Raw genomic sequence first — 23,698 nt, 5'->3', positions numbered from 1 at the left:
CAAGCTGCAAGCCACAAGAAAAAGCCAGAGCAGTACGCGAACTGCTCTGGCTTTTTCTTGTGGCTTGCAGCTAGAAGCTTGCAGCTGCCGTCAGGGCTTGTGCGCCCGCGACAGGAACTCGTGGGACTGCATCTCCAGCAGACGGCTGAGCGTACGCTGGAACTCGAAACTCAGGCGCCCGCCGGTATACAGGTCCTTGAGCTCTACCTCGGCCGAGATGATCAGCTTCACGTTGCGGTCGTAGAACTCGTCGACCATGTTGATGAAGCGCCGGGCGATGTCATCGGTGGTCACGCCCATCTGCTCGACATTGCTCAGCAGCACGGCATGGAAGATCTTGCCCAGTTCGATGTAGTCGTTCTGGCTGCGCGGCCCGTCGCACAGGGCACGGAAATCGAACCAGGCGACGTCGTCGCAGGTGCGCAAGGCATGGATCTCGCGGTTCTCGATCATCAGCACGTCGTTCTCGACGGCCTGGGTGCACTCTGGGGTCAACGCCTTGAAGCTGGCGCGCAGGCTTTCATGCGCCGCGGCGTCGAGCGGGAAGTGGAACAGCTCGGCCTGTTCCAGGTGACGCAGGCGATAGTCCACGCCGCTGTCGACGTTCACCACATCGGTGTACTGCTTGATCATGGCGATCGCCGGCAGGAAGCGCGCGCGCTGCAGGCCGTCCTTGTACAGGCCGTCCGGGACGATATTGGAAGTGGCCACCAGCGACACGCCGTTCTTGAACAGCTCTTCCATCAGGGTGCCGAGGATCATGGCATCGGTGATATCGGAGACGAAGAACTCGTCGAAGCAGATCACCTTGGCTTCGTCACTGAAGCGCTTGGCGATGATGGTCAGCGGGTTCTTCTCGCCCTTGAGGGTCTTCATCTCCTCGTGGACGCGCTTCATGAAGCGGTGGAAGTGCGTGCGCATCTTCTGCTTGAACGGCAGCGCTTCATAGAAGGTGTCGACCAGGTAGGTCTTGCCCCGGCCCACGCCGCCCCAGAAGTACAGGCCCTTGACCGGCGTCTGCTCCTTCTTGCCGAACAGCTTGCCGAACACGCCCGGCTTGTTGTTCTGCGCGTGTACCAGGTCGTCGTACAGGCGCTGCAGGTGACGCACCGCAGTTTCCTGCGCCGCGTCATGGAAGAAGTCGGGGCGTTTCAGATCGGCTTGGTATCGTTCTAGGGGCGTCATGATTTCGTTAGCGAGGCAACAAAAAACGGGCCGTCACTGTAGCGACCGGCCCGCTTAATGGCAATCAGACTTGCGTCAAAGTGACTCAGTCCGCCTGTGGCGCCAGGGCCTCGCGCAGGCTGGTGATGGCCGCGTCACGGGCCTCGGCGGCCTCGAACTGCGGCCCGTCGGCAACTTGCTCACCGTTCAGCCACAGCGAGAAGCCCAGGCCCTCGACACGCACGTCGGCATCGCCGCCCTGTTGCAGTTGCTTGCTCACCGCCCCCGCGCTCTTGCCATCGGCGAAGCTGCGCGACAGCAGCAATTGCTCGCCATCGGCGGCCAGCAGGCGGAAGCGGAAGCTGCCATCCTCGTCACGGAAGCTGACGAAGCGGGCGCTCTTGGCGGCCTTCTTCTTCACCTCGGTGCTGGCCTGCACGGTGGTGCGGAACGAACGCAGGCCAACTGCCTCGCGCAGTTGCTCGAGGAACGGCGTGGCGATCTTTCGGGCCTTGGCGGCACCGGCCAGGAGGATGTCCTCGAGGTCTGACGGGCGCGAGATCAGCTGGTGGTAGTGTTCGCGCTTTTCGGCCAGCTGGCCGTCGAGCAGCTGGAACAGGCGCTGCTTGGCATCGCCCCAGCCCAGGCCCTGCAGCAGCTCTTCGCGGAACTCGGCGCATTGCGCCGGCGTGGAGAACGCCTGGAACAGGGTGAACAGGTGCGAATTGTCCGGATCCTTGGCCTCGCCCGGGGCCTTGGAGTCGGTGACGATGCGCGAGATCGCATCCTTCATGTCCTTGGCGCTGGTGAACAGCGGGATGGTGTTGTCGTAGCTCTTGGACATCTTGCGACCGTCCAGGCCCGGGAGCGTGGCCACGCTCTCCTCGATCACCGCCTCGGGCAGGGCGAAGAAGTCCTTGCCCTGGCCGAACAGGTGGTTGAAGCGCTGGCCGATGTCGCGGGCCATTTCCACGTGCTGGATCTGGTCGCGACCGACCGGCACCTTGTTGGCATTGAACATCAGGATGTCGGCGGCCATCAGCACCGGGTAGCTGAACAGGCCCATGGTCACGCCGGCGTCCGGGTCTTCGCCGGCCTCGACGTTCTTGTCCACCGACGCCTTGTAGGCGTGGGCACGGTTGAGCAGGCCCTTGGCGGCGACACAGGTCAGCAACCAGGTCAGCTCCGGGATCTCGGGGATGTCCGACTGGCGATAGAAGGTCACCTTGGCCGGGTCCAGGCCACCGGCCAGCCAGGTGGCGGCGATCTCCAGGCGCGAACGCTGGATGCGCTGCGGGTCGTCGCACTTGATCAGGGCATGGTAGTCGGCCAGGAAGTAGAACGAGTCGGCACCGGGCTGCTGGCTGGCGAGGATGGCCGGGCGGATGGCGCCGGCGTAGTTGCCCAGGTGCGGGGTGCCGGTGGTGGTGATACCGGTGAGGATGCGCGTGGTCATGGGGGTTCGCTTATTTCAGGCTTGGCTCAGTTCGAAAGGCGCGGCAGCAGCAGATCCTTCAGATCGGTCAGCTTGCCATGGAAAAAGTGTCCGCATTCTGCCACTTTCAGCAGCTCGTGGGGGCGCGACAGGGCGGCGGACCAATCGTAGACCAGTTGCGGATCGACCACCTCGTCGGTGTCCGGCTGCACGACGGTCAGCGCAACGCGCTCGGGCAGCGGGAACTGCACGTTCAGGCGCATCACCGCCGGGGCGATCATGAACAGCTGTTGCAGCTCGACACCCGCCGCCTCCAGGCGACCGGCCAGGCTGGCGGCAACGAAGCCGCCGAAGGAGAAGCCCATCAGCACCAAGGGCAGCTCAGGATGCTGCTGGCGCAGCCAGGCTGCGGCAGCCTCGGCATCCGCCACCTCGCCAGCGCCCATGTCGTGGCTGCCGGCGCTCTGGCCAACGCCGCGGTAGTTGAAGCGCAGGGTGACGTAACCGGCATCACGGGCGGTACGCTGCAGGGTCGAGACCACCTTGTTGAGCATGGTGCCGCCCTGGACCGGGTTGGGGTGGCAGATCAGCACCGCGCCACGGGCATCGGCCACGTCCAGGTACAACGCCTCAAGCTGGCCGATCGGGCCATCGATGAACAAGGGGGTTTCGCGGATAAGCAAGGTACTACTCCGTGACCTCGTGAAGGGTCGACTCGTCTAGCAAAGGAATTCTGTTCTGATTTGCGATCGCTCGCGGTATACAGCGCAGGTCTGAGCCGTTAACGTAAAGCAAAGCCGTTTATAGAGGAAGGACTCGTGGAACACTCGCTCCTTGTTTGGTTGCTGCCGACCCTGGCCCTGGTTGTCGGTGTCGTCGTCGGTTTCGCGCTGGCCCGCCTGCTGCCCAACGCGGCACCGAGCAATACCCAACGCCAGCTGGATGACATCCAGCAGCGCTTCGACAATTACCAGAACGAAGTGGTGACCCACTTCAACAGCACCGCATCGCTGGTCAAGAAACTGACCCAGAGCTACCAGGACGTGCAGGATCACCTGGCCGAGGGCGCCAACCGCCTGGCCCTGGACGAGCTGACCCGCCAACGCCTGCTGGCCGCGCTGCACTCGGAAGCCGCGCAAGGCCCGCGTGATCGCCTGACGCCGCCGAAGGATACCGCCGAAGTGCCACGCGACTACGCACCGAAGTCCCCGAACTCGCCGGGCATGCTCGATGAGAGCTACGGGCTCAAGCGCTGAATCGATGACATGAAGAAGGCCTCGCAAGAGGCCTTTTTTGTGGGAAGTGCAAACGGGATCTGCGTGGGAGCGGGCTTGCCCCGCGATCACCGGCGACACCGGTGCCATACACCGCATCGCGGGGCAAGCCCGCTCCCACGCAGTTCCATTTAACTCACAGCCTAATCTTTGCCCCGCGATTAAGCCGGCCCAGACCTCGTCAGCGATACCAGGCCGCCCCCTCCTCGCCGATGCCATAAAGCGCCCGCGCCTGCGCCAGCACATCCGCCGGCATCACGCCCTGACATACCAGCCCGTACAACGCTGCCAGCACTACGGCATACCGGTCCACCTCGAAAAACCGTCGCAACTGCTGGCGGGTATCGCTGCGCCCGAAACCATCGGTGCCCAGGGTGGTATAGGGCGCCTGCACATACTCGGCGATCAACTGCGGCCAGGCACGCACATAGTCGCTGGCCGCGATCACCGGGGCGTCGCCGGGCAGGCAACGACGCACATGGCAATCCACCTGCTCCCCGGCTATTGCCAGGCGTTGCGCATCCCTGGCCCCACGCGCCAGTTCGCTGAAGCTGGTGACGCTGAACACCTCGCTGTCGACCTGCCAGTCACTGGCCAGCAACTCACCGGCAGCGATCACCTCGCGCAGGATGGTGCCCGAACCCAACAAGCGCACCTGGCCACGGGGAGCGGCCGAGGAATGCCGGGCAAACCGGTACATGCCCCGCAGTACATCGTCGTGCATGTCTTCGGGCAACGACGGCTGCGGGTAGTTTTCATTCATCACCGCCACATAGTGGAACTCGTCCTGCTGCTCCACCAGCATGCGCCGCGCGGCATGGTCGAGGATCACCGCCAGCTCGCCGGCAAAGCATGGGTCCCAGGCCCGGCAGTTGGGCACCGTCGCGGCCATGACCAGGCTCGATCCGTCCTGGTGCTGAAGCCCCTCGCCACCCAGCGTGGTGCGCCCCGCGGTAGCCCCCAGCAACAGGCCTCGGGCGCGCTGGTCGGCGGCGGCCCAGATCAGGTCGCCGACCCGCTGGAAGCCGAACATCGAGTAATAGATGTACACCGGCAGCATCGGCTCGCCATGCACCGCGTAGGCGGTGGCTGCCGCGACCCATGAGGAGATCGCCCCGGCCTCGGTGATGCCCTCCTCCAGCAGTTGGCCATCCCGCGCCTCCTTGTAGACCAGCAGCGAGCCCGCGTCCTCCGGTTCGTAGCGTTGCCCGTGGGGCGAATAGATGCCGATCTGGCGGAACAGGCTGGCCATGCCGAAGGTGCGCGCCTCGTCGGCGACGATCGGCACCACCCGCGGCCCCAACCCAGGCGCCCTCAGCCAGTTGCCCAGCAAGCGCACGGCGGCCATGGTGGTGGACATCTCCTTGCCCTCGGCGTGCAGGGCGAAACCGCCGAACGCCTCCAGTTCCGGCAGGGGCAAGGTGGCGCAGTCGTTGCGGCGCAGCGGCAACGGCCCACCCAGTGCCTGGCGGCGCTGGCGCAGATAGACCATCTCTGGACTGTCCTCGGCCGGGCGATAGAAACGCAGTTGCTCCACCGCCTCATCCGACAACGGCAAATGGAAACGATCGCGGAAGGCCAGCAGCGCCTGCACATCGAGTTTCTTGGCCTGGTGCGCGGTCATCCGCGACTCGCCGGCACTGCTCATGCCATAGCCTTTCTTGGTCTTGGCCAGGATCACCGTCGGCCGGCCCTTGCACGCCCTGGCGGCGGCATAGGCGGCATGCAGCTTGCGAAAATCATGACCACCGCGCTTGAGGGCGTTGATCTCTTCGGCGCTCATATGCGCCACCAGGCGCTGCAAAGCCGGGTTCTGCTTGAAGAAGTGTTCGAGGTTGTAGCTGCCGTCCTTGGCACCGAGGGTCTGGAACTGCCCGTCGGGTGTCGCCGCCAACTGACGCAGCAGCGCATGTTCATGATCGCGGGCGAACAGTGCGTCCCACTCCGAGCCCCACAGCACCTTGATCACGTTCCAGCCGGCGCCGCTGAACAACGCCTCGAGTTCCTGGATGATCTGGCCATTGCCGCGTACCGGGCCGTCAAGGCGCTGCAGGTTGCAGTTGACGATGAAGGTCAGGTTGTCCAGGCCTTCACGGGCAGCCAGGGTCAGGCCGGCAGTCGACTCCGGCTCGTCCATCTCGCCATCGCCGAACACACCCCAGACATGCCGGCCAGAGGTGTCGAGCAACCCGCGATGTTGCAGGTAACGCATGAAGCGCGCCTGGTAGATCGCGTTGAGCGGGCCGATGCCCATCGAGCCGGTCGGGAACTGCCAGAAGTCGGGCATCAGCCATGGGTGTGGGTAGGAACACAGCCCGTTGCCGGCGACCTCCTGGCGATAGTTGGCCAACTGCTCCTCGCTCAGGCGCCCTTCGAGGAAGGCGCGGGCATAGATGCCCGGCGCCGAGTGCGGCTGGAAGAACACCAGGTCGCCACTGCGCCGCTCACCACCGCCCTCGCCGCGGAAAAAATGCTGGAAACCGACTTCGAAGATCTCCGCCGCCGAAGCGTAGCTGGCGATATGCCCGCCGAGCTCGCCGTAGGCATGGTTGGCGCGCACCACCATGGCCAGCGCATTCCAGCGCAGGATGCTGGTGATGCGCTCGTCCAGGTCCAGATCCCCGGGGTAGGCGCCCTGCTGCTCCACCGGCACGGTATTGCGGTAGGCCGAGAAGGCCTGGGCCTCGCGCTCCAGGCCCAGCTCGAGGGCATGGGCTTGCAGGCGCTGCAACAGGTAGCGCGCCCGCGCCGGGCCGCAGTGGGCCAGGGTCGAGGCCAGCGCCTCGCACCACTCGGCGGTTTCCGCTGGGTCGCTGTCCAGGGCGGCATCAAGGGCCGTCAACGGCTCGTTCGGGTTCATCATCGCTACCATCGCGCAGGCCTCGTCCGTGGCGGTTCAGGCACAGGCCTTCAGGGCCTGGGCAATGTCGGCAAGCAGGTCATCGATGTCTTCCAGCCCCACCGACAAGCGCACCAGCCCTTCCGAGATGCCATGCTCGGCACGCTGCTGTTGGGTATAGCTGGAATGGGTCATGCTCGCCGGGTGCTGGGCCAGCGACTCGGCATCGCCCAGGCTCACCGCGCGGCTGAACAGCTGCAGGGCGTTCATGAAACGGCGCCCGGCTTCGATCCCGCCCTTCAGCTCGAAGGCAATCATCCCGCCCGGCAGGCGCATCTGCCGCTGGGCCAGCGCGTACTGCGGGAAGGATGGCAAGCCTGGGTAATGCAGCAACTCGACCTGCGGCTGCTGCGCCAGGAACTCGGCCACCTGCTGGGCATTGGCGCAGTGACGGTCCATGCGCAGGGCCAGGGTCTTGATGCCGCGCATCAACAGCGAGGCATCGTGGGGCGAGAGCACGGCGCCGGTCATGTCCTTGAGCCCTTCCAGGCGGATGCGGTCGATCAGCGCCTTGCGCCCCACCACCAGGCCGGCGGTGATATCACCATGCCCGGACAGGTATTTGGTGGCCGAGTGCACCACCAGGTCGACGCCCAGTTCCAGCGGGCGCTGCAGGTAGGGCGTGCAGTAGGTGTTGTCGACCACGATGCTCAGGTCATGGCCCTGTGCAGCCTCGACCACCGCGGCGATATCCACCAGTTGCATATTGGGGTTGGCCGGCGTCTCGAAGTAGATCATCCGCGTCTTCGCGGTGATCGCGCCCTTCAGTGCCGGAATGTCGTTGAGGTCGACATGGCGGATCTTCACGCCGAATTCGCCGATGCCGTGGTGCAAATAGGCGAAGGTGCAGCCGTACAGGGTGCTGCCGACAATCAGCTCGTCACCCGGGCGTAGCAGGGTCCATAGCGTGGCGGTGATGGCGCCCATGCCGGAGGCCAGCGCCAGCCCGGCCTCGCCCCCTTCCAGGGAGGCCATGCGCTGTTCCAGCAGGCCCAGGGTCGGGTTGGAAATGCGGCTGTAGAAATGCCCCGGCTCTTCGCCGGCAAAGCAGGCGGCGCCGTACTCGACAGTGGGAAACGCATAGGTGGCGGTCTGGTAGACCGGCGGTACCAGGGCGCCGCCGTGGGACAGCGGATCATAGCCATGGTGAATGGCCCGCGTGGAGAAACCGGTATTGGTGTTGGAGTCGCGCATGGCAACAGTCTCTTGTGGTTTGTTATAAGCTTATGCCACCAAGCTGCCGCGCTTTTTCCAAACTTGCCCACGCAATCGGGCATGTTTTGAAAGAAAAACAACAAAAATTGAAGATGGAGGGCAAGATATGCCTTCAGCGCTCGACCGTACCGACCGCGCCCTGCTCGCTGCCCTGCAGGACAACGCCCGCCTGACCGTTTCCGAACTCGCCGACCAGGTCGCCCTGACCACCTCGCCATGCTGGCGGCGGGTCAAGTTGCTCGAGGACAACGGCTACATCACCGGCTACCAGGCCATTCTTTCGCCCAAGTCGCTGGGCTTCGGGGTGACCGCGTTCGTCAGCATCATGATGGACTCGCACACCAAGGAAATGGCCCTGGCGTTCGAGAAACGGCTGATGGAGATCCCCGAGATCGTCGCCTGCCACAATATCTCCGGACGCTATGATTTTTTGCTGGAGATCCTGGCGCGGGACCTGGAATCGTTTGGCGAATTCACCCGCGAGGTGCTGCAGCGGTTGCCGGGGGTGAAGGAGATCTATTCGAGCTTTTCGTACAAGGCGGTGAAAGAGCGACGGGTGATTCCCGTTTCCGAAACGCATATCTAGGGCCGCCCTGCGGCCCATCGCCGCGGTTCGTCGCCACGACAAGCCGGCCCCACACCGACCGCGCTGACCTGAAACCCTGCGCCATCCTGTGGGAGCTGGCTTGCCAGCGATGGGTGCAAAGCAGCCCTAAATGAAAAACCCCGCCGAAGCGGGGTTTTTCACATCAGGCAATAATCAGATCGCCCCACGCTGACGCAGCACATCCAGCACCAGCTTCACGCCTTCATCGACGCTGACCGACTGGGTGTCGATCACCAGGTCCGCATCCAGCGGCACATCGAACGGGAAGCTCTCGCCCGGGATGTTGTCGCCACCGGCGGCATACAGGCCCTGCGGGTCACGCTCGCGGCACACCAGCGGCGAAGCCTGGACGTACACGGTCACCAGGCGCTCCTTGCCGATCAGTGCCCTCGCCTGCTCGCGGCCTTCGGCGTCCGGCGCGACGAACGCGGCCAGTGTCAGCAGACCGGCTTCGTTGAACTGGCGCGCCACATGGGCGGCGCGGCGCCAGTTCTCGGTGCGCCCGGCGCGGTCCTGCGGCAGGCCCTTGTTCAGGTCGTGACGCAGGTTCTGGCCGTCGAGCACGTAGACTGCACGGCCCATGTCGAACAGCTTGCGCTCCACGGCGTAGGCCAGGGTGCTCTTGCCGGCGCCCGACAGGCCGCTGAACAGTACGGTGGCCGGTTGCTGGCCGAAACGCAGGGCGCGCTCTTCGGTGGACACATGAGCCAACTTGCCGTGTTGGCCAGTGCCACCGTGCGGCAGAACCGGCGGGGCAATGATCATGCCGGCACCGACGGTGCCGTTGGTCAGGCGGTCAATGACGATGAATGCGCCGGTGGTGCGGTTGCTCTCGTAACCGTCCAGGGCGATGGCGCTGTCCAGGGCCACCTTGACCCGGCCGATCTCGTTGAGTTGCAGCGCGCTGGCCGCGCCCTGCTCCAGGGTGTTCACATCGACCTTGTGGGTGATGCTGGCGATCGAACCCGGCACATAGCTGGTAGCGCGCTTGATATCGTACTTCTTGCCCGGGAGCATTGGCTCCTCGGCCATCCACACCAGCATGGCGTCGAACTGGTCGGCCACCGTTGGAACATTGTCGGCATGCACCAGCAGGTCGCCACGGGAGATGTCGATCTCGTCTTCCATGGTAAGGGTCACCGCCTGGCCAGGCCCGGCGTTCTCCAGTTCACCTTCATAGGTGACGATGGACTTGACCCGGCTGCTCTTGCCCGACGGCAGCACGACGATCTCGTCGCCCTTGTGCACCACGCCACCGGCGATGGTGCCGGCGAAGCCGCGGAAGTTGAGGTTCGGGCGGTTGACGTACTGCACCGGGAAACGCAGGTCGGTGACATTGCGGTCGGCGGCGATCTCGACAGTCTCGAGGATCTCCATCAACGCCGGGCCTGTGTACCACGGCGAACGCTCGCTGCGGTTGACCACGTTGTCGCCCTTGAGCGCCGACATTGGCACGAAGTGCAGGCTGCTCGGCTTGAGGTCGATGCCCTCGGCGAACTTCAGGTAGTCGGCCTTGATCGACTCGAAGACCTGCTCGTCGAAGCCCTTGAGGTCCATCTTGTTGACCGCGACGACGATGTGCTTGATACCCAGCAACGAGGCGATGTAGCTGTGCCGGCGGGTCTGGGTCTGCACGCCGTAGCGGGCATCGACCAGGATGATCGCCAGATCGCAGGTGGACGCGCCGGTGGCCATGTTGCGGGTGTACTGCTCGTGGCCCGGGGTGTCGGCGATGATGAACTTGCGCTTGGCGGTGGAGAAGTAGCGGTAGGCGACATCGATGGTGATGCCCTGCTCGCGCTCGGCCTGCAGGCCGTCGACCAGCAGTGCCAGGTCGACTTCCTCGCCGGTGGTGCCGGACTTTTTCGAGTCACGGGTGATGGCCTCGAGGTGGTCCTCGTAGATCATCTTCGAATCGTGCAGCAGGCGCCCGATCAGGGTGCTCTTGCCGTCGTCCACGTTGCCGCAGGTCAGGAAGCGCAGCAGCTCTTTACGCTCGTGCTGGGCCAGGTAGGCGAGGATGTCCTCGCTGATCAAATCGGATTGGTGCGACATGAGGAAACCCTGAAATTAGAAGTAGCCTTGGCGTTTTTTGTCTTCCATGGAACCGGCGCCATCGTGGTCGATGACGCGGCCCTGGCGCTCGGACGTTCGGGTCAGGAGCATTTCCTGGATGATGTCCGTCAGGGTCTCGGCTTCAGACTCGACCGCGCCCGTCAGCGGGTAGCAGCCCAGGGTACGGAAACGCACTTTCTTCTTGACGATGCGCGCCTTCTCTTCCTCGGAGAGGTGCTCGAGGATGCGCTCGTCGTCGATCATGATCAGGGTGCCGTTCTTCTCGATCACTTCACGCTCGGCGGCGAAGTACAGCGGCACGATCGGGATGCCTTCGAGGTAGATGTACTGCCAGATGTCCAGCTCGGTCCAGTTCGACAGCGGGAACACGCGGATCGACTCGCCCTTGTTGACCTTGCCGTTGTAGATGTTCCACAGCTCTGGGCGCTGGTTCTTCGGGTCCCAGCGGTGCTTGCTGTCACGGAACGAGTAGACGCGTTCCTTGGCCCGCGACTTCTCTTCGTCGCGGCGCGCGCCACCGAAGGCGGCGTCGAAGCCGTGCTTGTCCAGCGCCTGCTTCAGGCCCTGGGTCTTCATGATATCGGTGTGCTTGGAACTGCCATGGGTGAACGGGTTGATACCCTGGGCCACACCCTCGGGGTTGACGTGGGTGATCAGCTCCAGGCCCATCTCTTCGACCATCTTGTCGCGGAAGCGGTACATCTCCTGGAACTTCCACTGGGTGTCGACGTGCATCACCGGGAACGGCAGCTTGCCCGGGAAGAACGCCTTGCGCGCCAGGTGCAGCATGACCGCGGAATCCTTGCCGATCGAGTACAGCATCACCGGGTTGTCGAACCCGGCGGCCACCTCGCGGATGATGTGGATGCTCTCCGCCTCCAGCTGTTTCAAGTGCGTCAGATTGTCGACCATGGCTACTCACGAAAAACGATCTTATGGACGGCCTGCGGGCCGTGTTCGAGCGAGCCACTTTATCACAGCACCTGATTCTATTTAGGCGGGCGGCTAGATCGAAAAGGTCTAATGATATGACTGGGGGTTTGGGCAAAAAAGCATCGCGGGGCACGCCCGCGATGCGGCCGTCAGATCGGATTCGGGCAATCGATGAACAGGTGCTCCAGGGCAAAGCGACGCGCCAGGTAATCGCCCAGCGCCTGCACGCCATAACGCTCCGTGGCGTGGTGGCCGGCGGCGATGAAGCTGACGCCGTTCTCGCGGGCACTGTGGAAGGTCTGCTCCGACGCCTCGCCACTGATGAACAGATCGACCCCGGCGGCGATGGCGGTGTCGATGTAGCCCTGCCCGCCCCCGGTGCACCAGCCAACCCGGCGGATCGTCTGCTCACCCTCGATGAGCAGCGGCTCACGCCCCAGCGCCTCCTGCACACGGCGGGCGAAATCCCGCGCCGATACCGCTTCGGCCAGCGAGCCGACCAGGCCCACCACCTTGGGATTGTTGGGGTCCAACGGACCTTCGACGGTGATGTCCAGCTGGCGCGCCAGCTGCACGTTGTTGCCCACCTCCGGGTGCACGTCCAGCGGCAGGTGGAAGGCCAGCAGGCTGATGTCGTGCTTGAGCAGGGTCTTCAAGCGTCGCTGCTTGATACCAGTGATGCAGGGGTTTTCGCCCTTCCAGAAATAGCCATGGTGCACCAGCACCAGGTCGGCCTCGGCCTCGACCGCGGCGTCCAGCAGCGCCTGGCTGGCGGTCACGCCGCTGACGATGCGGCTGACCTGGGGACAGCCTTCGACCTGCAGGCCGTTGGGGCAGTAATCCTGGATCCTGGCGCTGGCCAGGTAGCGCTCGGCTTCCTCGACCAGGATATTGAGGGCGACGGCCATGAAAAATCTCCTCGAATTCGGCATTGCGACGGGCGTCAGGCCCTATAATGGCCGCCATTATGGGCCGTCGCCGGCGTGGGGGAAACCGCCGGCAGGCGCTCGGGGTGTCCGGCCATCGCCGTTCGGTATCTTCAGGTGTATGATCGCGCCCGCTCGCGCCCCGGGCCCATAGACACGGCCCCCGTCCCACTCCCAGGATCGATTCATGCTCAAGGCTCTGCGTTACTTCGGCTGGCCCCTGCTCACCGGTGTGCTGATCGCCATGCTGGTCATCCAGCGCTTCCCCGAATGGGTCGGCCTGCCCAGCCAGGACGTCAACCTGCAACAAGCCCCACAAACCACCAAGCTCATGCAGGGGCCGGTCTCCTATGCCGATGCCGTGACCCTGGCCGCGCCCGCAGTGGTCAATCTCTATACCACCAAGGTGGTGAACAAGAGCGCGCACCCGCTGTTCGAGGACCCGCAGTTCCGCCGCTTCTTCGGCGACAACCTGCCCAAGCAGCGGCGTTGGGAGTCGAGCCTCGGCTCGGCGGTAATCATGAGCCCGGAAGGCTACCTGCTGACCAACAACCACGTCACCAGCGGCGCCGACCAGATCGTCGTGGCCCTCAAGGATGGCCGCGAGACCCTCGCCCGGGTGATCGGCAGCGACCCGGAAACCGACCTGGCAGTACTGAAGATCGACCTCAAGAGCCTGCCGGCGATCACCATCGGCCGCTCCGACAGCATCCATATCGGTGACGTGACCCTGGCCATCGGCAACCCCTTTGGTGTCGGCCAGACCGTGACCATGGGCATCATCAGCGCCACCGGCCGCAACCAGCTGGGCCTCAACAACTACGAAGACTTCATCCAGACCGACGCTGCGATCAACCCGGGCAACTCCGGCGGTGCGCTGGTGGATGCCAACGGCAACCTGGTGGGCATCAATACCGCGATCTTCTCCAAGTCCGGCGGCTCCCAGGGCATCGGCTTCGCCATCCCGGTCAAGCTGGCGCTGGAGGTGATGAAGTCGATCGTCGAGCATGGCCAGGTGATCCGTGGCTGGCTGGGCATCGAAGTGCAGCCGTTGAGCCAGGAGCTGGCCGACTCGTTCGGCATGCAGGGCCGCCCCGGTATCGTCGTGGCGGGGATCTTCCGCGATGGCCCGGCGGCGCGTGCCGGCCTGCAACTGGGTGACGTGATCCTGAGCATCAATGGCGAGCCGGCCGGCGACGGGCGCAAGTCGATGAACCAGGTGGCGCGGATCAAGCCCAACGAGAAGATCACCATCGAGGTGATGCGCAATGGTCAGCAGCTCAAGCTGGTGGCCGAGGTGGGGTTGCGGCCACCACCAGCGCCGGTGGCCGCAAAAGAAGAGAAGTAAGGCTACAGGAGTGGGGCCGTTGGGCGGCCCCTGGTACATCAATGCAGGATCTGGCTGAGGAACAGCCTGGTCCGGTCACTGCGCGGCCGGTCGAAGAAGTCGTCCGGCGCCGCCTGCTCGACGATCTCCCCCTTGTCCATGAAGATCACCCGGTTCGCCACGGTGCGGGCAAAGCCCATCTCGTGGGTCACGCAGAGCATGGTCATGCCATCCTCGGCCAGGCTGACCATGGTGTCGAGCACCTCCTTGACCATCTCCGGGTCCAGCGCCGAAGTCGGTTCGTCGAACAGCATGATCTTCGGCTTCATGCACAGCGCCCGGGCAATCGCCACCCGCTGCTGCTGACCGCCGGACAACTGCCCGGGGTACTTGTGCGCCTGCTCCGGAATGCGCACGCGCTCGAGGAAGTGCATGGCGATTTCCTCTGCCTTGCGCCGCGGCAGCTTGCGCACCCACATGGGCGCCAGGGTGCAGTTCTCGAGGATGGTCAGGTGCGGGAACAGGTTGAAGTGCTGGAACACCATGCCCACCTCGCGGCGGATCGCCTCGATCTGCTTGAGGTCGTTGGTCAGCTCGACGCCGTCGACGACAATACGCCCCTGCTGGTGCTCTTCCAGCCGGTTGAGGCAGCGGATGGTGGTCGACTTGCCCGAGCCCGACGGCCCGCACAGCACGATACGCTCGCCCTGGCGCACGTTCAGGTTGATGTCCTTGAGCACATGGAACTGGCCGTACCACTTGTTCACGCCCTGCATCTGGATGATGCCTTCGGGGCCGGCAGGCTGCTTGATCGCTTCACTCATTTCGAAACTCCTAACGCTTGTGGCCAGTGTCCAGCTTGCGCTCCAGATGCATGGAGTAGCGGGACATACCGAAACAGAAAATCCAGAACACCAGGGCGGCGAACACATAGCCCTCGGTCGCCATGCCCAGCCAGGCCGGGTCGGCTGCGGCCTGCTTGACGCTGTTGAGCAAGTCGAACAGGCCGATGATGATCACCAGGCTGGTGTCCTTGAACAGGGCAATGAAGGTGTTGACGATGCCGGGGATCACCAGCTTGAGCGCCTGGGGCAGGATCACCAGGCCCATCGCCCGCCAGTAGCCCAGGCCCATGGCCGCGGCGGCTTCGTACTGGCCCTTGGGGATGGCCTGCAGGCCACCGCGCACCACCTCGGCGATGTACGCCGACTGGAACAGGATCACGCCAATCATCGCCCGCAGCAGCTTGTCGAAGCTCATGCCTTCGGGCAGGAACAGCGGCAACATCACCGAGGACATGAACAGTACGGTGATCAGTGGCACGCCGCGCCAGAACTCGATGAAGGTCACGCAGACCACCTTCACCGCCGGCATGTTCGAGCGCCGCCCCAGCGCCAGCAGGATGCCCAGTGGCAACGCGCCGACAATACCGACCGTGGCGATCACCAGGGTCAACATCAGGCCGCCCCATTGGCTGGTGGGCACGGTGTCCAGCCCTAGCGTGCCACCGTGCAGCAGGATGTAGGCCAGGATCGGGTACACCACCAGGAAGCCCAGGCCATACACAGCCTTGCGCGGGAAGCGCTTGATGAACAGCGGGGCCGCGCCGAGCACGGCGAGCCACACGGTCAGGTCGACGCGCCAGCGCAGTTCCGTCGGGTAATAGCCGTACATGAACTGGCCGAAGCGCTGCTGGATGAACACCCAGCAGGCCCCCTCCTTGGTGCAGTCGGCGCGGGTGGTGCCGACCCAGTTGGCGTCGATGAACGCCCACTGCACCAGCGGCGGCACGATCAGCCATACCAGGTACAGGGCGAACAGCGTCAGCAAGGTGTTGAGCCAGCTGGAGAACAGGTTGGCCCGCATCCAGGCGAGCACGCCAACGGTCTTCACCGGTGGCGGCATGTCGGGTTTGAAAACATGGGCTGTCACGGAAGGACCCTCACCGTTCGATCAGCGCAATGCGCTTGTTGTACCAGTTCATCAACAGCGAAATGCTGATGCTGATGGCGAGATAGACGCTCATGGTGATGGCGATCACCTCGATGGCCTGGCCGGTCTGGTTGAGCACGGTACCGGCGAACAGCGAGACCATCTCCGGGTAGCCGATGCCGGCAGCCAGCGACGAGTTCTTCGCCAGGTTCAGGTACTGGCTGGTCAGCGGCGGGATGATCACCCGCAACGCCTGGGGGATGATCACCTTGCGCAGCGTCGGGCCTTCGCGCAGGCCCAGTGAACGGGCCGCCTCGGTCTGGCCGTGGCTGACCGAACGGATACCCGAGCGCACGATCTCGGCGATGAACGCTGCGGTGTAGATGGTCAGCGCCAGGGTCAGCGCCAGCAGCTCGGGGATCAGCACCCAACCGCCGACGAAGTTGAAGCCCTTGAGCTGCGGCACTTCCCAGTGCACCGGGCTGCCGAACAGCAACGCGCACACACCGGGGATGCCGATCAGCAGCAGCAGGCCCACCCAGAACTTGTGGAACGGCTGGCCGGTTTCATCGAAACGCTTGTTGGCCAGGCGCACCATCAACACGATGGCGACGATCGCCAGCACCAATGCGATCACGAACGGCCAGAAGCCCTCGGCCATGGCGGCGCCGGGCATGTTCAGGCCACGGTTGCTGATGAAGAAGGTGTCGTCGATATTGATGCTGCCCCGCGGCCCCGGCAGGGTCAGGAACACGGCGAAGTACCAGAACAGGATCTGCAACAGCGGTGGGATATTGCGGAAGGTCTCCACGTACACCGTCGCCAGCTTGCTGATCATCCAGTTCGGCGACAGCCGCGCCACGCCGATGATGAAGCCCAGCAAGGTAGCCAGGATGATGCCGATGAAGGTCACCAGCAGGGTGTTGAGCAGGCCGATGACGAACACCCGGGCGTAGCTGTCCGATTCCACGTAGGGGATCAGGTGCTGGGCGATGCCGAAGCCGGCACTGCGCTCGAGGAAGTCGAAGCCCGAGGTGATGCCCCGGTGCTGCAGGTTGGTCTGGGTGTTATGGAACAGGTACCAGCCCAGGCCCACCACGAAGACCACCGTGAGGATCTGGAACAGCCACGCGCGCACACGTGGATCACTAAGGGAAAACCCTTTCCGTGCGCCGATTTGATTTTGCATGAAGTGCCCCGAAAAGAAGGGATTCGAACGACCCGCGACGGCAGGATGCCGCCGCGGGGTGCAGCCATCAGCGCACAGGTGGCGCGTACTGGATGCCGCCGTTGTTCCACAGGGCATTCATGCCACGGTCGATCTTCAGGTCGGTGCTCTGGCCCAGGTTCTTCTCGAACACTTCGCCATAGTTGCCGACTTGCTTGACGATCTGCACTACCCAGTCCTTGGGCAGCTTGAGGTCCTTGCCGTACTCGCCATCGGCGCCCAGCAGGCGCGCGACGTCAGGGTTCTTGGTGGACTTGGCCTCGGCCTCGACGTTCTTCGAAGTGACCCCTGCTTCTTCCGCGTTGAGCATGGCGAACAGGGTCCACTTGACGATGCTGAACCATTCCTCGTCGCCCTTGCGCACGACGGGGCCCAGGGGCTCCTTGGAGATGGTTTCCGGCAGCACCACGTACTCGGTCGGCGCGGCCAGCTTGGAGCGCTGGGCGAACAGCTGCGACTTGTCCGAGGTCAGCACGTCGCAACGGCCGGACTCCAGCGACTTGGCGCTCTCGTCGGAGGTGTCGAAGGTGATCGGGGTGTACTTCAAGCCATTGGCACGGAAGTAGTCGGAGACGTTCAGTTCGGTAGTGGTGCCGGCCTGGATACAGATGGTCGCGCCGTCGAGCTCCTTGGCGCTGGAAACACCGAGCTTCTTGTTGGCGAGGAAACCGACGCCGTCGTAGTAGGTGACACCGGCGAACACCAGGCCCATGCCGGCATCGCGCGAGCTGGTCCAGGTGGTGTTGCGCGACAGCACGTCGACTTCGCCGGACTGCAGCGCGGTGAAGCGCTCCTTGGCGTTGAGCTGGCTGAACTTGACCTTGGTCGCATCGCCGAACACGGCGGCAGCCACGGCGCGGCACACATCGGCGTCGATGCCGACGATCTTGCCCTGTGCGTCAGGCACGGAGAAGCCGGGAAGACCATCGCTCACGCCACACTGGACGAAGCCCTTCTTCTTCACCGCGTCGAGGGTGGCGCCGGCCTGGGCGAAGCTGGTGGCGCCCAGCGCGGCGGCGGCGGTCAGGACTGCCAGGGTGGTTTTCAACATCTTCATCAACAACCTCCAAATCGCTCTTGTTGTATGAGCCGGAATTGCACCGCACCCTTATGAGGCGCATCCGACCCCTTGTTGGCTTGTTTTTGGGTCAATTGGCGCAATGGGCTGTTCTATGACAGCCTTCGATCCACACGAGGGGTGTTACCGGGACCGGCCCACCTCTTCGCATGACAAGGACATAGCAAAGGGCGTACCACAGTCCACGGCTTAAGCGATAAAGCGGTAGTCAAGTAGGAAAAGTTGTAGAGTTGCGACATCTTTTTCTGGCATTAACCGCCAATGCCTTCTTTTTACGCACTACATCAGTACGCCAGCACTCTTTCGGAGCAGTCATGACCCAACCGCTGATTCTCGAACCGCAGAAAACCGCCGACGCCTGTGTGATCTGGTTGCACGGCCTGGGGGCCGACCGTTACGACTTCCTACCGGTAGCGGAATTCATGCAGGAACGCCTGCTCAGCACCCGTTTCATCATGCCCCAGGCGCCGACGCGCCCGGTAACCATCAACGGCGGCTACCAGATGCCCAGCTGGTACGACATCAAGGCCATGACCCCGGCGCGAGCCATCGACGAAGCGCAACTGGAAGAGTCGGCCGACCAAGTGATCGCCCTTATCAAGGCCGAACAGGCCAAGGGCATCAACTTGTCGCGCATCTTCCTCGCCGGGTTTTCCCAGGGTGGTGCGGTGGTGCTGCACACTGCCTATATAAAGTGGCAGGAAGCGTTGGGCGGGGTCATCGCCCTCTCCACCTACGCGCCAACCTTCAGCGACGCCCAGCAGTTGAGCGCCTGCCAGCAGCGCACGCCGGCTTTGTGCCTGCACGGTGTGCACGACCCGGTGGTGATCCCCTCGATGGGCCGCACGGCGTTCGAGTACCTCAATACCTGGGGTGTGGCCGCCCAGTGGCATGAGTACCCGATGGAGCACGAAGTGGTGGTCGAGGAACTGACGGACATCCACGACTGGCTGAGCCGCCAGTTGCAGTGATTCTGTAGCCCAGCCCGCATTGCACTACGCCGCGCCCGATTCTTGCATTACACTGCCCGGCGTACATTCCTTAACCAGTTGACGAGACGACCGTGCTCAAGGCACTCAAGAAAATATTCGCCAAAGGTGACGCCGCACCGCCCATCGCCGCGTCCCAACCCGAGCCGGCTCCTCAGCCGGCCGCCGCCCAGGCGCCAGAGCGCCAGGTCGGCAAACCCAGGCCAAAGCCTGCGCCCAAGGCCAAGGCCGAGCCACAAGCCGCCGTCCAGGTCGCCCAACCGCCGCGCGCCGAGTCGCCCGCCAAGGACAAACCACGTCGCGAACGCAAGCCCAAACCCCAGGCCAGCCTGTGGAAGCCCGAGGACTTCGTGGTCGAGCCGCAGGAAGGCAAGACGCGTTTCCACGATTTCAAGCTCTCCAATGAGCTGATGCATGCCATCCACGACCTCGGCTTCCCCTATTGCACGCCGATCCAGGCCCAGGTCCTGGGTTACACCCTGCGCGGCCAGGACGCTATCGGCCGGGCCCAGACCGGCACCGGCAAGACCGCCGCGTTCCTGATCTCGATCATCTCGCAGCTGCAGCAGACCCCACCGCCCAAGGAACGCTACATGGGCGAGCCGCGGGCGCTGATCATCGCCCCGACCCGCGAGCTGGTGGTGCAGATCGCCAAGGATGCCCAGGCACTGACCAAGTACACCGGCCTGAACGTGATGAGCTTTGTCGGCGGCATGGACTTCGACAAGCAGCTCAAGTCGCTGGAAGCGCGCCATTGCGACATCCTGGTAGCCACCCCGGGCCGCCTGCTGGACTTCAACCAGCGCGGCGAGGTGCACCTGGACATGGTCGAGGTAATGGTGCTGGACGAGGCCGACCGCATGCTCGACATGGGCTTCATCCCCCAGGTCCGCCAGATCATCCGCCAGACCCCGCCCAAGAGCGAGCGCCAGACCCTGCTGTTCTCCGCCACCTTCACCGACGATGTGATGAACCTGGCCAAGCAGTGGACCACCAACCCGGCCATCGTCGAGATCGAGCCGGAGAACGTCGCCAGCGAAACCGTCGAACAGCACGTCTACGCCGTGGCCGGCAGCGACAAGTACAAGCTGCTGTACAACCTGGTCACGCAGAACAAGTGGGAACGGGTGATGGTGTTCGCCAACCGTAAGGACGAGGTGCGGCGCATCGAGGAAAAGCTGGTGCGTGACGGCATCAACGCCGCCCAGCTCTCGGGCGACGTGCCGCAGCACAAGCGTATCCGCACCCTGGAGAGCTTCCGTGAAGGGCGCATCACCGTGCTGGTCGCCACCGACGTGGCCGGCCGTGGCATCCACATCGACGGCATCAGCCATGTGATCAACTTCACCCTGCCGGAAGACCCGGACGACTACGTGCACCGCATCGGCCGCACCGGTCGCGCCGGCACCAGCGGCGTGTCGATCAGTTTTGCCGGCGAGGACGATTCGTACCAGTTGCCGGCGATCGAAGAGTTGCTGGGGCGCAAGATCAAGTGCGAGATGCCGCCGGACGAGCTGTTGAAGCCCGTGCCGCGCAAGCATCACTGAATGGCTGGATCGGGGCCGCTACGCTGCCCTATCGCCGGCAAGCCGGCTCCCACAGAGATACGCGCTCCTGTGGGAGCCGGCTTGCCGGCGATCCGGGGCGCAGCCCCGGCCAGCGAATAGAGCATCACCAGCGCCCTGCCGCATCCTGGTCGCTCTGCTTGCCTTCCACCCAGCGCGGTCCTTCCTGGGTATTCTCCTTCTTCCAGAACGGCGCCCGGGTCTTCAGGTAGTCCATGATGAAGTTGCAGGCATCGAACGCCGCCTGCCGATGCGCGCTGGCCACGCCGACAAAGACAATCGGCTCGCCCGGTTCCAGGGCGCCGATTCGGTGCAGTACCTCGACCTTGAGCAGCGGCCAGCGCCCTTCGGCCTCGACCACGATCTTGGCCAGGGCCTTCTCGGTCATGCCCGGATAGTGCTCGAGGAACATCCCCGCCACCTCCCGGCCATCGTTGAAGTCGCGCACATAGCCGACAAACCCGACCACCGCGCCCACGCCGACATTGGCGGCGTGCATGGCGTTGACTTCAGCGCCCGGGTCGAAGGCCGCCTCCTGAACGCGCACGGCCATGGTCAACCTCCGGTCACAGGTGGGAAGAACGCGATCTCGTCACCCTCTTCCAATGGCTCATCGAGCCGGCACAGCTCTTCGTTGCGGGCACACATCAGGTTCTGCTCGGCCAGCACCGCGTAGTGCCCACCCTTGCCCGCCAAGGCCTGGCGCACGTCGTCCAGCACCTTGAAGTCACCTTCCAGGCGCTCGGCGTCGATGCCCAGCAACTCACGGTAGCGGGCGAAATACATGACCTTGACCTTCATCACCCCTCCACCTTGTAGTGCCCGCTCTTGCCACCGGTCTTCTCCAGCAGGCGCACCTGCTCGATGACCATGCCTTTGTCCACTGCCTTGCACATGTCGTAGATCGTCAGCGCGGCAACGCTCGCGGCGGTGAGCGCCTCCATTTCGACGCCGGTCTGCCCGGCCAGCTTGCAGCGGGCGACAATGTGCACCACGTCCTCGCCCTCGGCGGCCAGCTCGACCTTGACGCCGGTGAGCATCAGCGGATGGCACAGCGGGATCAGGTCGCTGGTCTTCTTCGCCGCCTGGATGCCGGCGATGCGCGCCACGGCGAACACGTCACCCTTGGGGTGTTGGCCATCGACGATCATGCGCAGGGTGTCCGGCAACATGCGCACCCGTGCCTCGGCAATCGCCTCGCGGGCGGTCACGGCCTTTTCAGTGACGTCGACCATGTTGGCGCGCCCCTGGGAATCAAGATGAGTCAGCACTGCTCTGCTCCTGGGAAGGGATAACAGAGTGTAAACCTGCCGGTCAGCTTTGAGCAGAGGGCAGAACAGCGCATCGCGGGGCCAGCCCGCTCCCACGGTGGGAACGGGCTGGCCGGCGACAGGTTACAGGTGCGACTCGGCGTACTCGGCCAGTACCGAGCGTGGCACACCCTGCAGGGTGATATGAACGCCGTGGGGGAAGTCCTTGAAGCGCTCGGTGAGGTAGGTCAGCCCGGAACTGGTGGCCGACAGGTAAGGGGTGTCGATCTGCGCCAGGTTGCCCAGGCAGACCACCTTCGAGCCGGTCCCGGCACGGGTGATGATGGTCTTGATCTGGTGTGGCGTGAGGTTCTGGCACTCGTCGATGAGGATCAGGCTCTGCTGGAAGCTGCGCCCACGGATGTAGTTCAGCGACTTGAACTGCAGCGGCACCCGCTCGAGGATGTACTCGACACTGCCGTGGGTGCTCTCGTCATCCATGTGCAAGGCTTCGAGGTTGTCGGTGATCGCGCCCAGCCAAGGCTCCATCTTCTCCGCCTCGGTACCCGGCAGGAAGCCGATCTCCTGGTCCAGCCCCTGCACGCTGCGGGTGGCGATGATGCGCCGGTAACGCTTGCTGACCATGGTCTGCTCGATGGCCGCGGCCAGCGCCAGGATGGTCTTGCCCGAGCCCGCCGCGCCGGTCAGGTTGACCAGGTGGATATCCGGGTCGAGCAAGGCGAACAGCGCCAGGCTCTGGTGGATGTCCCGTGGTTTGAGCCCCCAGGCCTCCTGGTGCAGCAGCGGTTCCTGGTGCAGGTCGAGCAGCAGCAGTTCGTCGTTGCGGATGCCCTTGATCCAGCCGACGAAGCCCTGCTCGTCGATGATGAACTCGTTGACGTGCACGGCGGGCAAGTTGTCCGTCAACTGCACCCGATGCCAGGTACGGCCACGCTCCTGGCGCGTGTCGACCTTGCTCACGCGGTCCCAGAACGATCCTGTGACCGAGTGGTAGCCCTTGGACAGCAAGGACACATCGTCGACCAACTGGTCGGTGCTGTAGTCCTCGGCGGCGATCCCGCAGGCACGCGCCTTCAGGCGCATGTTGATGTCCTTGGTCACCAGCACCACGTCGAGGTCCTTGCGCTTGGCGCGCAGGTCCAGCAGCTGGTTGATGATGATGTTGTCGGCGAGGTTCTCGGGGAGCAGGCGGTTGGGCTCGTTGCGCGTGCTCATGAGGATGGACAGGAAGCCCTTGGGCCCGCTCTTGCCGCGCTGGATCGGCACGCCCTGCTCGACATCGCTGGGCGAGGCGTCGCCGAGGGTCTGGTCGATCAGGCGGATGGCCTGGCGACATTCGGCGGCGATGGTCTGTTTACCGGTCTTGAGCTTGTCGAGTTCCTCCAGCACCGTCATCGGTATGGCGACGTGGTGCTCCTCGAAGTTGAGCAGGGCGTTGGGGTCGTGAATCAGGACGTTGGTATCGAGCACATACAGGATTGGCTGGTTGGAGGAAGGGGTGCGTCCTTGGTCATCCATACTCGTTCACCTTATGTGAAAGCCACACGGCGCGAACGGCTGCGCCGCAGAGTGACTGCCGTTCTCCCCGTATCCGCGTCGTTACGGGCGGGAAGCTCACCTGGCAAGGAGGGCGTGGATGACGCCACCTGTGCTGCAGGGTTCGGCTGTCTGGTTCCTTGATACCGCAAAAACCATGACCGGAAAAAGTCTTTTTACGCTCAGGTGAAGTTTATTTTTCGGATTGACGAACAGGGCTTGGCGTGGGCCCGGAGCAGGACT

21 protein-coding genes are annotated in these 23,698 nt (G+C 64.1%); 5 read left to right on the top strand and 16 right to left on the bottom strand.

Going from position 1 to position 23,698, the window contains the following annotated elements; all coding sequences use genetic code 11:
- Positions 1 to 90: 90 nt before the first annotated feature.
- The 3 genes from zapE to KHO27_RS00815 form a co-directional block, all read right to left on the bottom strand.
- On the bottom strand, positions 91 to 1,185 hold the full coding sequence (gene zapE, locus KHO27_RS00825; protein ID WP_110700473.1) for a cell division protein ZapE: 1,095 nt from the start codon (positions 1,183 to 1,185) through the stop codon (positions 91 to 93).
- Positions 1,186 to 1,270: 85 nt separating this feature from the next.
- The gene (locus KHO27_RS00820; protein WP_110700475.1) at positions 1,271 to 2,620 is read right to left on the bottom strand and encodes a tryptophan--tRNA ligase; all 1,350 of its coding nucleotides are present in this window, start codon (positions 2,618 to 2,620) and stop codon (positions 1,271 to 1,273) included.
- A gap of 26 nt (positions 2,621 to 2,646) precedes the next feature.
- A complete protein-coding gene (locus KHO27_RS00815; RefSeq protein WP_110700477.1) occupies positions 2,647 to 3,282 on the bottom strand; it encodes an alpha/beta hydrolase in 636 nt (211 codons plus the stop codon).
- Positions 3,283 to 3,417: 135 nt separating this feature from the next.
- Here KHO27_RS00815 and KHO27_RS00810 point away from each other — a divergent pair, with 135 nt between their 5' ends.
- Entirely contained in the window at positions 3,418 to 3,855 is a 438-nt protein-coding gene (locus KHO27_RS00810; protein WP_102685203.1) for a Z-ring associated ZapG family protein, read from the top strand.
- Between the two features lie 199 nt (positions 3,856 to 4,054).
- Here the strand turns inward: KHO27_RS00810 and mdeB are convergent, their stop codons facing one another.
- Both mdeB and KHO27_RS00800 read right to left on the bottom strand, forming a co-directional pair.
- Positions 4,055 to 6,745 carry an alpha-ketoglutarate dehydrogenase gene (mdeB, locus tag KHO27_RS00805; RefSeq protein WP_214501026.1) on the bottom strand — a complete coding sequence of 897 codons (2,691 nt, stop codon included), beginning with the start codon at positions 6,743 to 6,745 and terminating at the stop codon, positions 4,055 to 4,057.
- A 24-nt stretch (positions 6,746 to 6,769) separates the two neighbouring features.
- A complete protein-coding gene (locus KHO27_RS00800) occupies positions 6,770 to 7,966 on the bottom strand; it encodes a methionine gamma-lyase (protein ID WP_214501025.1) in 1,197 nt (398 codons plus the stop codon).
- A 127-nt stretch (positions 7,967 to 8,093) separates the two neighbouring features.
- Between KHO27_RS00800 and KHO27_RS00795 the strand changes: the two genes are divergently transcribed.
- On the top strand, positions 8,094 to 8,573 hold the full coding sequence (locus KHO27_RS00795) for an Lrp/AsnC family transcriptional regulator (protein ID WP_102685201.1): 480 nt from the start codon (positions 8,094 to 8,096) through the stop codon (positions 8,571 to 8,573).
- Positions 8,574 to 8,747: 174 nt separating this feature from the next.
- Here KHO27_RS00795 and cysN read toward each other — a convergent pair whose 3' ends face one another.
- From cysN to KHO27_RS00780, 3 genes are all read right to left on the bottom strand, one after another.
- The gene (cysN, locus tag KHO27_RS00790) at positions 8,748 to 10,649 is read right to left on the bottom strand and encodes a sulfate adenylyltransferase subunit CysN (protein ID WP_110700502.1); all 1,902 of its coding nucleotides are present in this window, start codon (positions 10,647 to 10,649) and stop codon (positions 8,748 to 8,750) included.
- A 15-nt stretch (positions 10,650 to 10,664) separates the two neighbouring features.
- Positions 10,665 to 11,582 (bottom strand): sulfate adenylyltransferase subunit CysD, encoded by a 918-nt coding sequence (gene cysD / locus KHO27_RS00785; protein ID WP_214501024.1) that lies wholly within the window; start codon positions 11,580 to 11,582, stop codon positions 10,665 to 10,667.
- Between the two features lie 170 nt (positions 11,583 to 11,752).
- Positions 11,753 to 12,511: a Nif3-like dinuclear metal center hexameric protein gene (locus KHO27_RS00780; protein WP_214501023.1), complete on the bottom strand. Its 759-nt coding sequence runs from the start codon at positions 12,509 to 12,511 to the stop codon at positions 11,753 to 11,755.
- Between the two features lie 205 nt (positions 12,512 to 12,716).
- Here KHO27_RS00780 and algW point away from each other — a divergent pair, with 205 nt between their 5' ends.
- Positions 12,717 to 13,877 (top strand): Do family serine endopeptidase AlgW, encoded by a 1,161-nt coding sequence (gene algW / locus KHO27_RS00775; protein WP_046857030.1) that lies wholly within the window; start codon positions 12,717 to 12,719, stop codon positions 13,875 to 13,877.
- A 38-nt stretch (positions 13,878 to 13,915) separates the two neighbouring features.
- Here algW and KHO27_RS00770 read toward each other — a convergent pair whose 3' ends face one another.
- The 4 genes from KHO27_RS00770 to KHO27_RS00755 form a co-directional block, all read right to left on the bottom strand.
- The gene (locus KHO27_RS00770; RefSeq protein ID WP_023629378.1) at positions 13,916 to 14,680 is read right to left on the bottom strand and encodes an amino acid ABC transporter ATP-binding protein; all 765 of its coding nucleotides are present in this window, start codon (positions 14,678 to 14,680) and stop codon (positions 13,916 to 13,918) included.
- Between the two features lie 10 nt (positions 14,681 to 14,690).
- Entirely contained in the window at positions 14,691 to 15,788 is a 1,098-nt protein-coding gene (locus KHO27_RS00765) for an amino acid ABC transporter permease (RefSeq protein ID WP_110700506.1), read from the bottom strand.
- 10 nt (positions 15,789 to 15,798) lie between these two features.
- Positions 15,799 to 16,977 carry an amino acid ABC transporter permease gene (locus KHO27_RS00760; RefSeq protein WP_110700508.1) on the bottom strand — a complete coding sequence of 393 codons (1,179 nt, stop codon included), beginning with the start codon at positions 16,975 to 16,977 and terminating at the stop codon, positions 15,799 to 15,801.
- Positions 16,978 to 17,044: 67 nt separating this feature from the next.
- Complete coding sequence (locus tag KHO27_RS00755; RefSeq protein WP_023629381.1) at positions 17,045 to 18,073, bottom strand: amino acid ABC transporter substrate-binding protein; 1,029 nt, start codon at positions 18,071 to 18,073, stop codon at positions 17,045 to 17,047.
- Positions 18,074 to 18,408: 335 nt separating this feature from the next.
- Between KHO27_RS00755 and KHO27_RS00750 the strand changes: the two genes are divergently transcribed.
- Complete coding sequence (locus KHO27_RS00750; RefSeq protein WP_110700510.1) at positions 18,409 to 19,065, top strand: alpha/beta hydrolase; 657 nt, start codon at positions 18,409 to 18,411, stop codon at positions 19,063 to 19,065.
- Between the two features lie 92 nt (positions 19,066 to 19,157).
- Positions 19,158 to 20,630, top strand: coding sequence for an ATP-dependent RNA helicase RhlB (gene rhlB / locus KHO27_RS00745; protein WP_110700512.1), 1,473 nt, complete (start codon positions 19,158 to 19,160; stop codon positions 20,628 to 20,630).
- A gap of 124 nt (positions 20,631 to 20,754) precedes the next feature.
- Here the strand turns inward: rhlB and moaE are convergent, their stop codons facing one another.
- From moaE to KHO27_RS00725, 4 genes are all read right to left on the bottom strand, one after another.
- On the bottom strand, positions 20,755 to 21,201 hold the full coding sequence (gene moaE / locus KHO27_RS00740; protein WP_139668757.1) for a molybdopterin synthase catalytic subunit MoaE: 447 nt from the start codon (positions 21,199 to 21,201) through the stop codon (positions 20,755 to 20,757).
- Between the two features lie 2 nt (positions 21,202 to 21,203).
- Positions 21,204 to 21,449, bottom strand: coding sequence for a molybdopterin converting factor subunit 1 (moaD, locus tag KHO27_RS00735; RefSeq protein WP_023629385.1), 246 nt, complete (start codon positions 21,447 to 21,449; stop codon positions 21,204 to 21,206).
- The gene (moaC, locus tag KHO27_RS00730) at positions 21,449 to 21,919 is read right to left on the bottom strand and encodes a cyclic pyranopterin monophosphate synthase MoaC (RefSeq protein WP_046857035.1); all 471 of its coding nucleotides are present in this window, start codon (positions 21,917 to 21,919) and stop codon (positions 21,449 to 21,451) included. The genes moaD and moaC overlap by 1 nt, the downstream gene beginning before the upstream one ends.
- Before the next feature lie 123 nt (positions 21,920 to 22,042).
- Positions 22,043 to 23,437 carry a PhoH family protein gene (locus tag KHO27_RS00725; protein WP_102685458.1) on the bottom strand — a complete coding sequence of 465 codons (1,395 nt, stop codon included), beginning with the start codon at positions 23,435 to 23,437 and terminating at the stop codon, positions 22,043 to 22,045.
- Positions 23,438 to 23,698: the final 261 nt, after the last annotated feature.

This window comes from Pseudomonas sp. RC3H12, assembly GCF_018596375.1.
GTDB lineage: Bacteria > Pseudomonadota > Gammaproteobacteria > Pseudomonadales > Pseudomonadaceae > Aquipseudomonas.
The sequence above is the reverse complement of the archived record's forward strand: the minus strand, read 5'-3'. Positions and strand labels throughout refer to the sequence as shown.

What these genes read in the sequence shown, in the direction of transcription:
- moaE (WP_139668757.1), bottom strand. Translation starts at nt 21,201, where the DNA reads ATGGCCGTGCGCGTTCAGGAGGCGGCCTTCGACCCGGGCGCTGAAGTC.
- KHO27_RS00760 (WP_110700508.1), bottom strand. Translation starts at nt 16,977, where the DNA reads ATGCAAAATCAAATCGGCGCACGGAAAGGGTTTTCCCTTAGTGATCCA.
- KHO27_RS00820 (WP_110700475.1), bottom strand. Translation starts at nt 2,620, where the DNA reads ATGACCACGCGCATCCTCACCGGTATCACCACCACCGGCACCCCGCAC.
- algW (WP_046857030.1), top strand. Translation starts at nt 12,717, where the DNA reads ATGCTCAAGGCTCTGCGTTACTTCGGCTGGCCCCTGCTCACCGGTGTG.
- zapE (WP_110700473.1), bottom strand. Translation starts at nt 1,185, where the DNA reads ATGACGCCCCTAGAACGATACCAAGCCGATCTGAAACGCCCCGACTTC.
- mdeB (WP_214501026.1), bottom strand. Translation starts at nt 6,745, where the DNA reads ATGGTAGCGATGATGAACCCGAACGAGCCGTTGACGGCCCTTGATGCC.
- cysN (WP_110700502.1), bottom strand. Translation starts at nt 10,649, where the DNA reads ATGTCGCACCAATCCGATTTGATCAGCGAGGACATCCTCGCCTACCTG.
- KHO27_RS00725 (WP_102685458.1), bottom strand. Translation starts at nt 23,437, where the DNA reads ATGGATGACCAAGGACGCACCCCTTCCTCCAACCAGCCAATCCTGTAT.
- cysD (WP_214501024.1), bottom strand. Translation starts at nt 11,582, where the DNA reads ATGGTCGACAATCTGACGCACTTGAAACAGCTGGAGGCGGAGAGCATC.
- KHO27_RS00780 (WP_214501023.1), bottom strand. Translation starts at nt 12,511, where the DNA reads ATGGCCGTCGCCCTCAATATCCTGGTCGAGGAAGCCGAGCGCTACCTG.
- KHO27_RS00795 (WP_102685201.1), top strand. Translation starts at nt 8,094, where the DNA reads ATGCCTTCAGCGCTCGACCGTACCGACCGCGCCCTGCTCGCTGCCCTG.
- KHO27_RS00770 (WP_023629378.1), bottom strand. Translation starts at nt 14,680, where the DNA reads ATGAGTGAAGCGATCAAGCAGCCTGCCGGCCCCGAAGGCATCATCCAG.
- KHO27_RS00800 (WP_214501025.1), bottom strand. Translation starts at nt 7,966, where the DNA reads ATGCGCGACTCCAACACCAATACCGGTTTCTCCACGCGGGCCATTCAC.
- KHO27_RS00755 (WP_023629381.1), bottom strand. Translation starts at nt 18,073, where the DNA reads ATGAAGATGTTGAAAACCACCCTGGCAGTCCTGACCGCCGCCGCCGCG.
- KHO27_RS00750 (WP_110700510.1), top strand. Translation starts at nt 18,409, where the DNA reads ATGACCCAACCGCTGATTCTCGAACCGCAGAAAACCGCCGACGCCTGT.
- moaD (WP_023629385.1), bottom strand. Translation starts at nt 21,449, where the DNA reads ATGAAGGTCAAGGTCATGTATTTCGCCCGCTACCGTGAGTTGCTGGGC.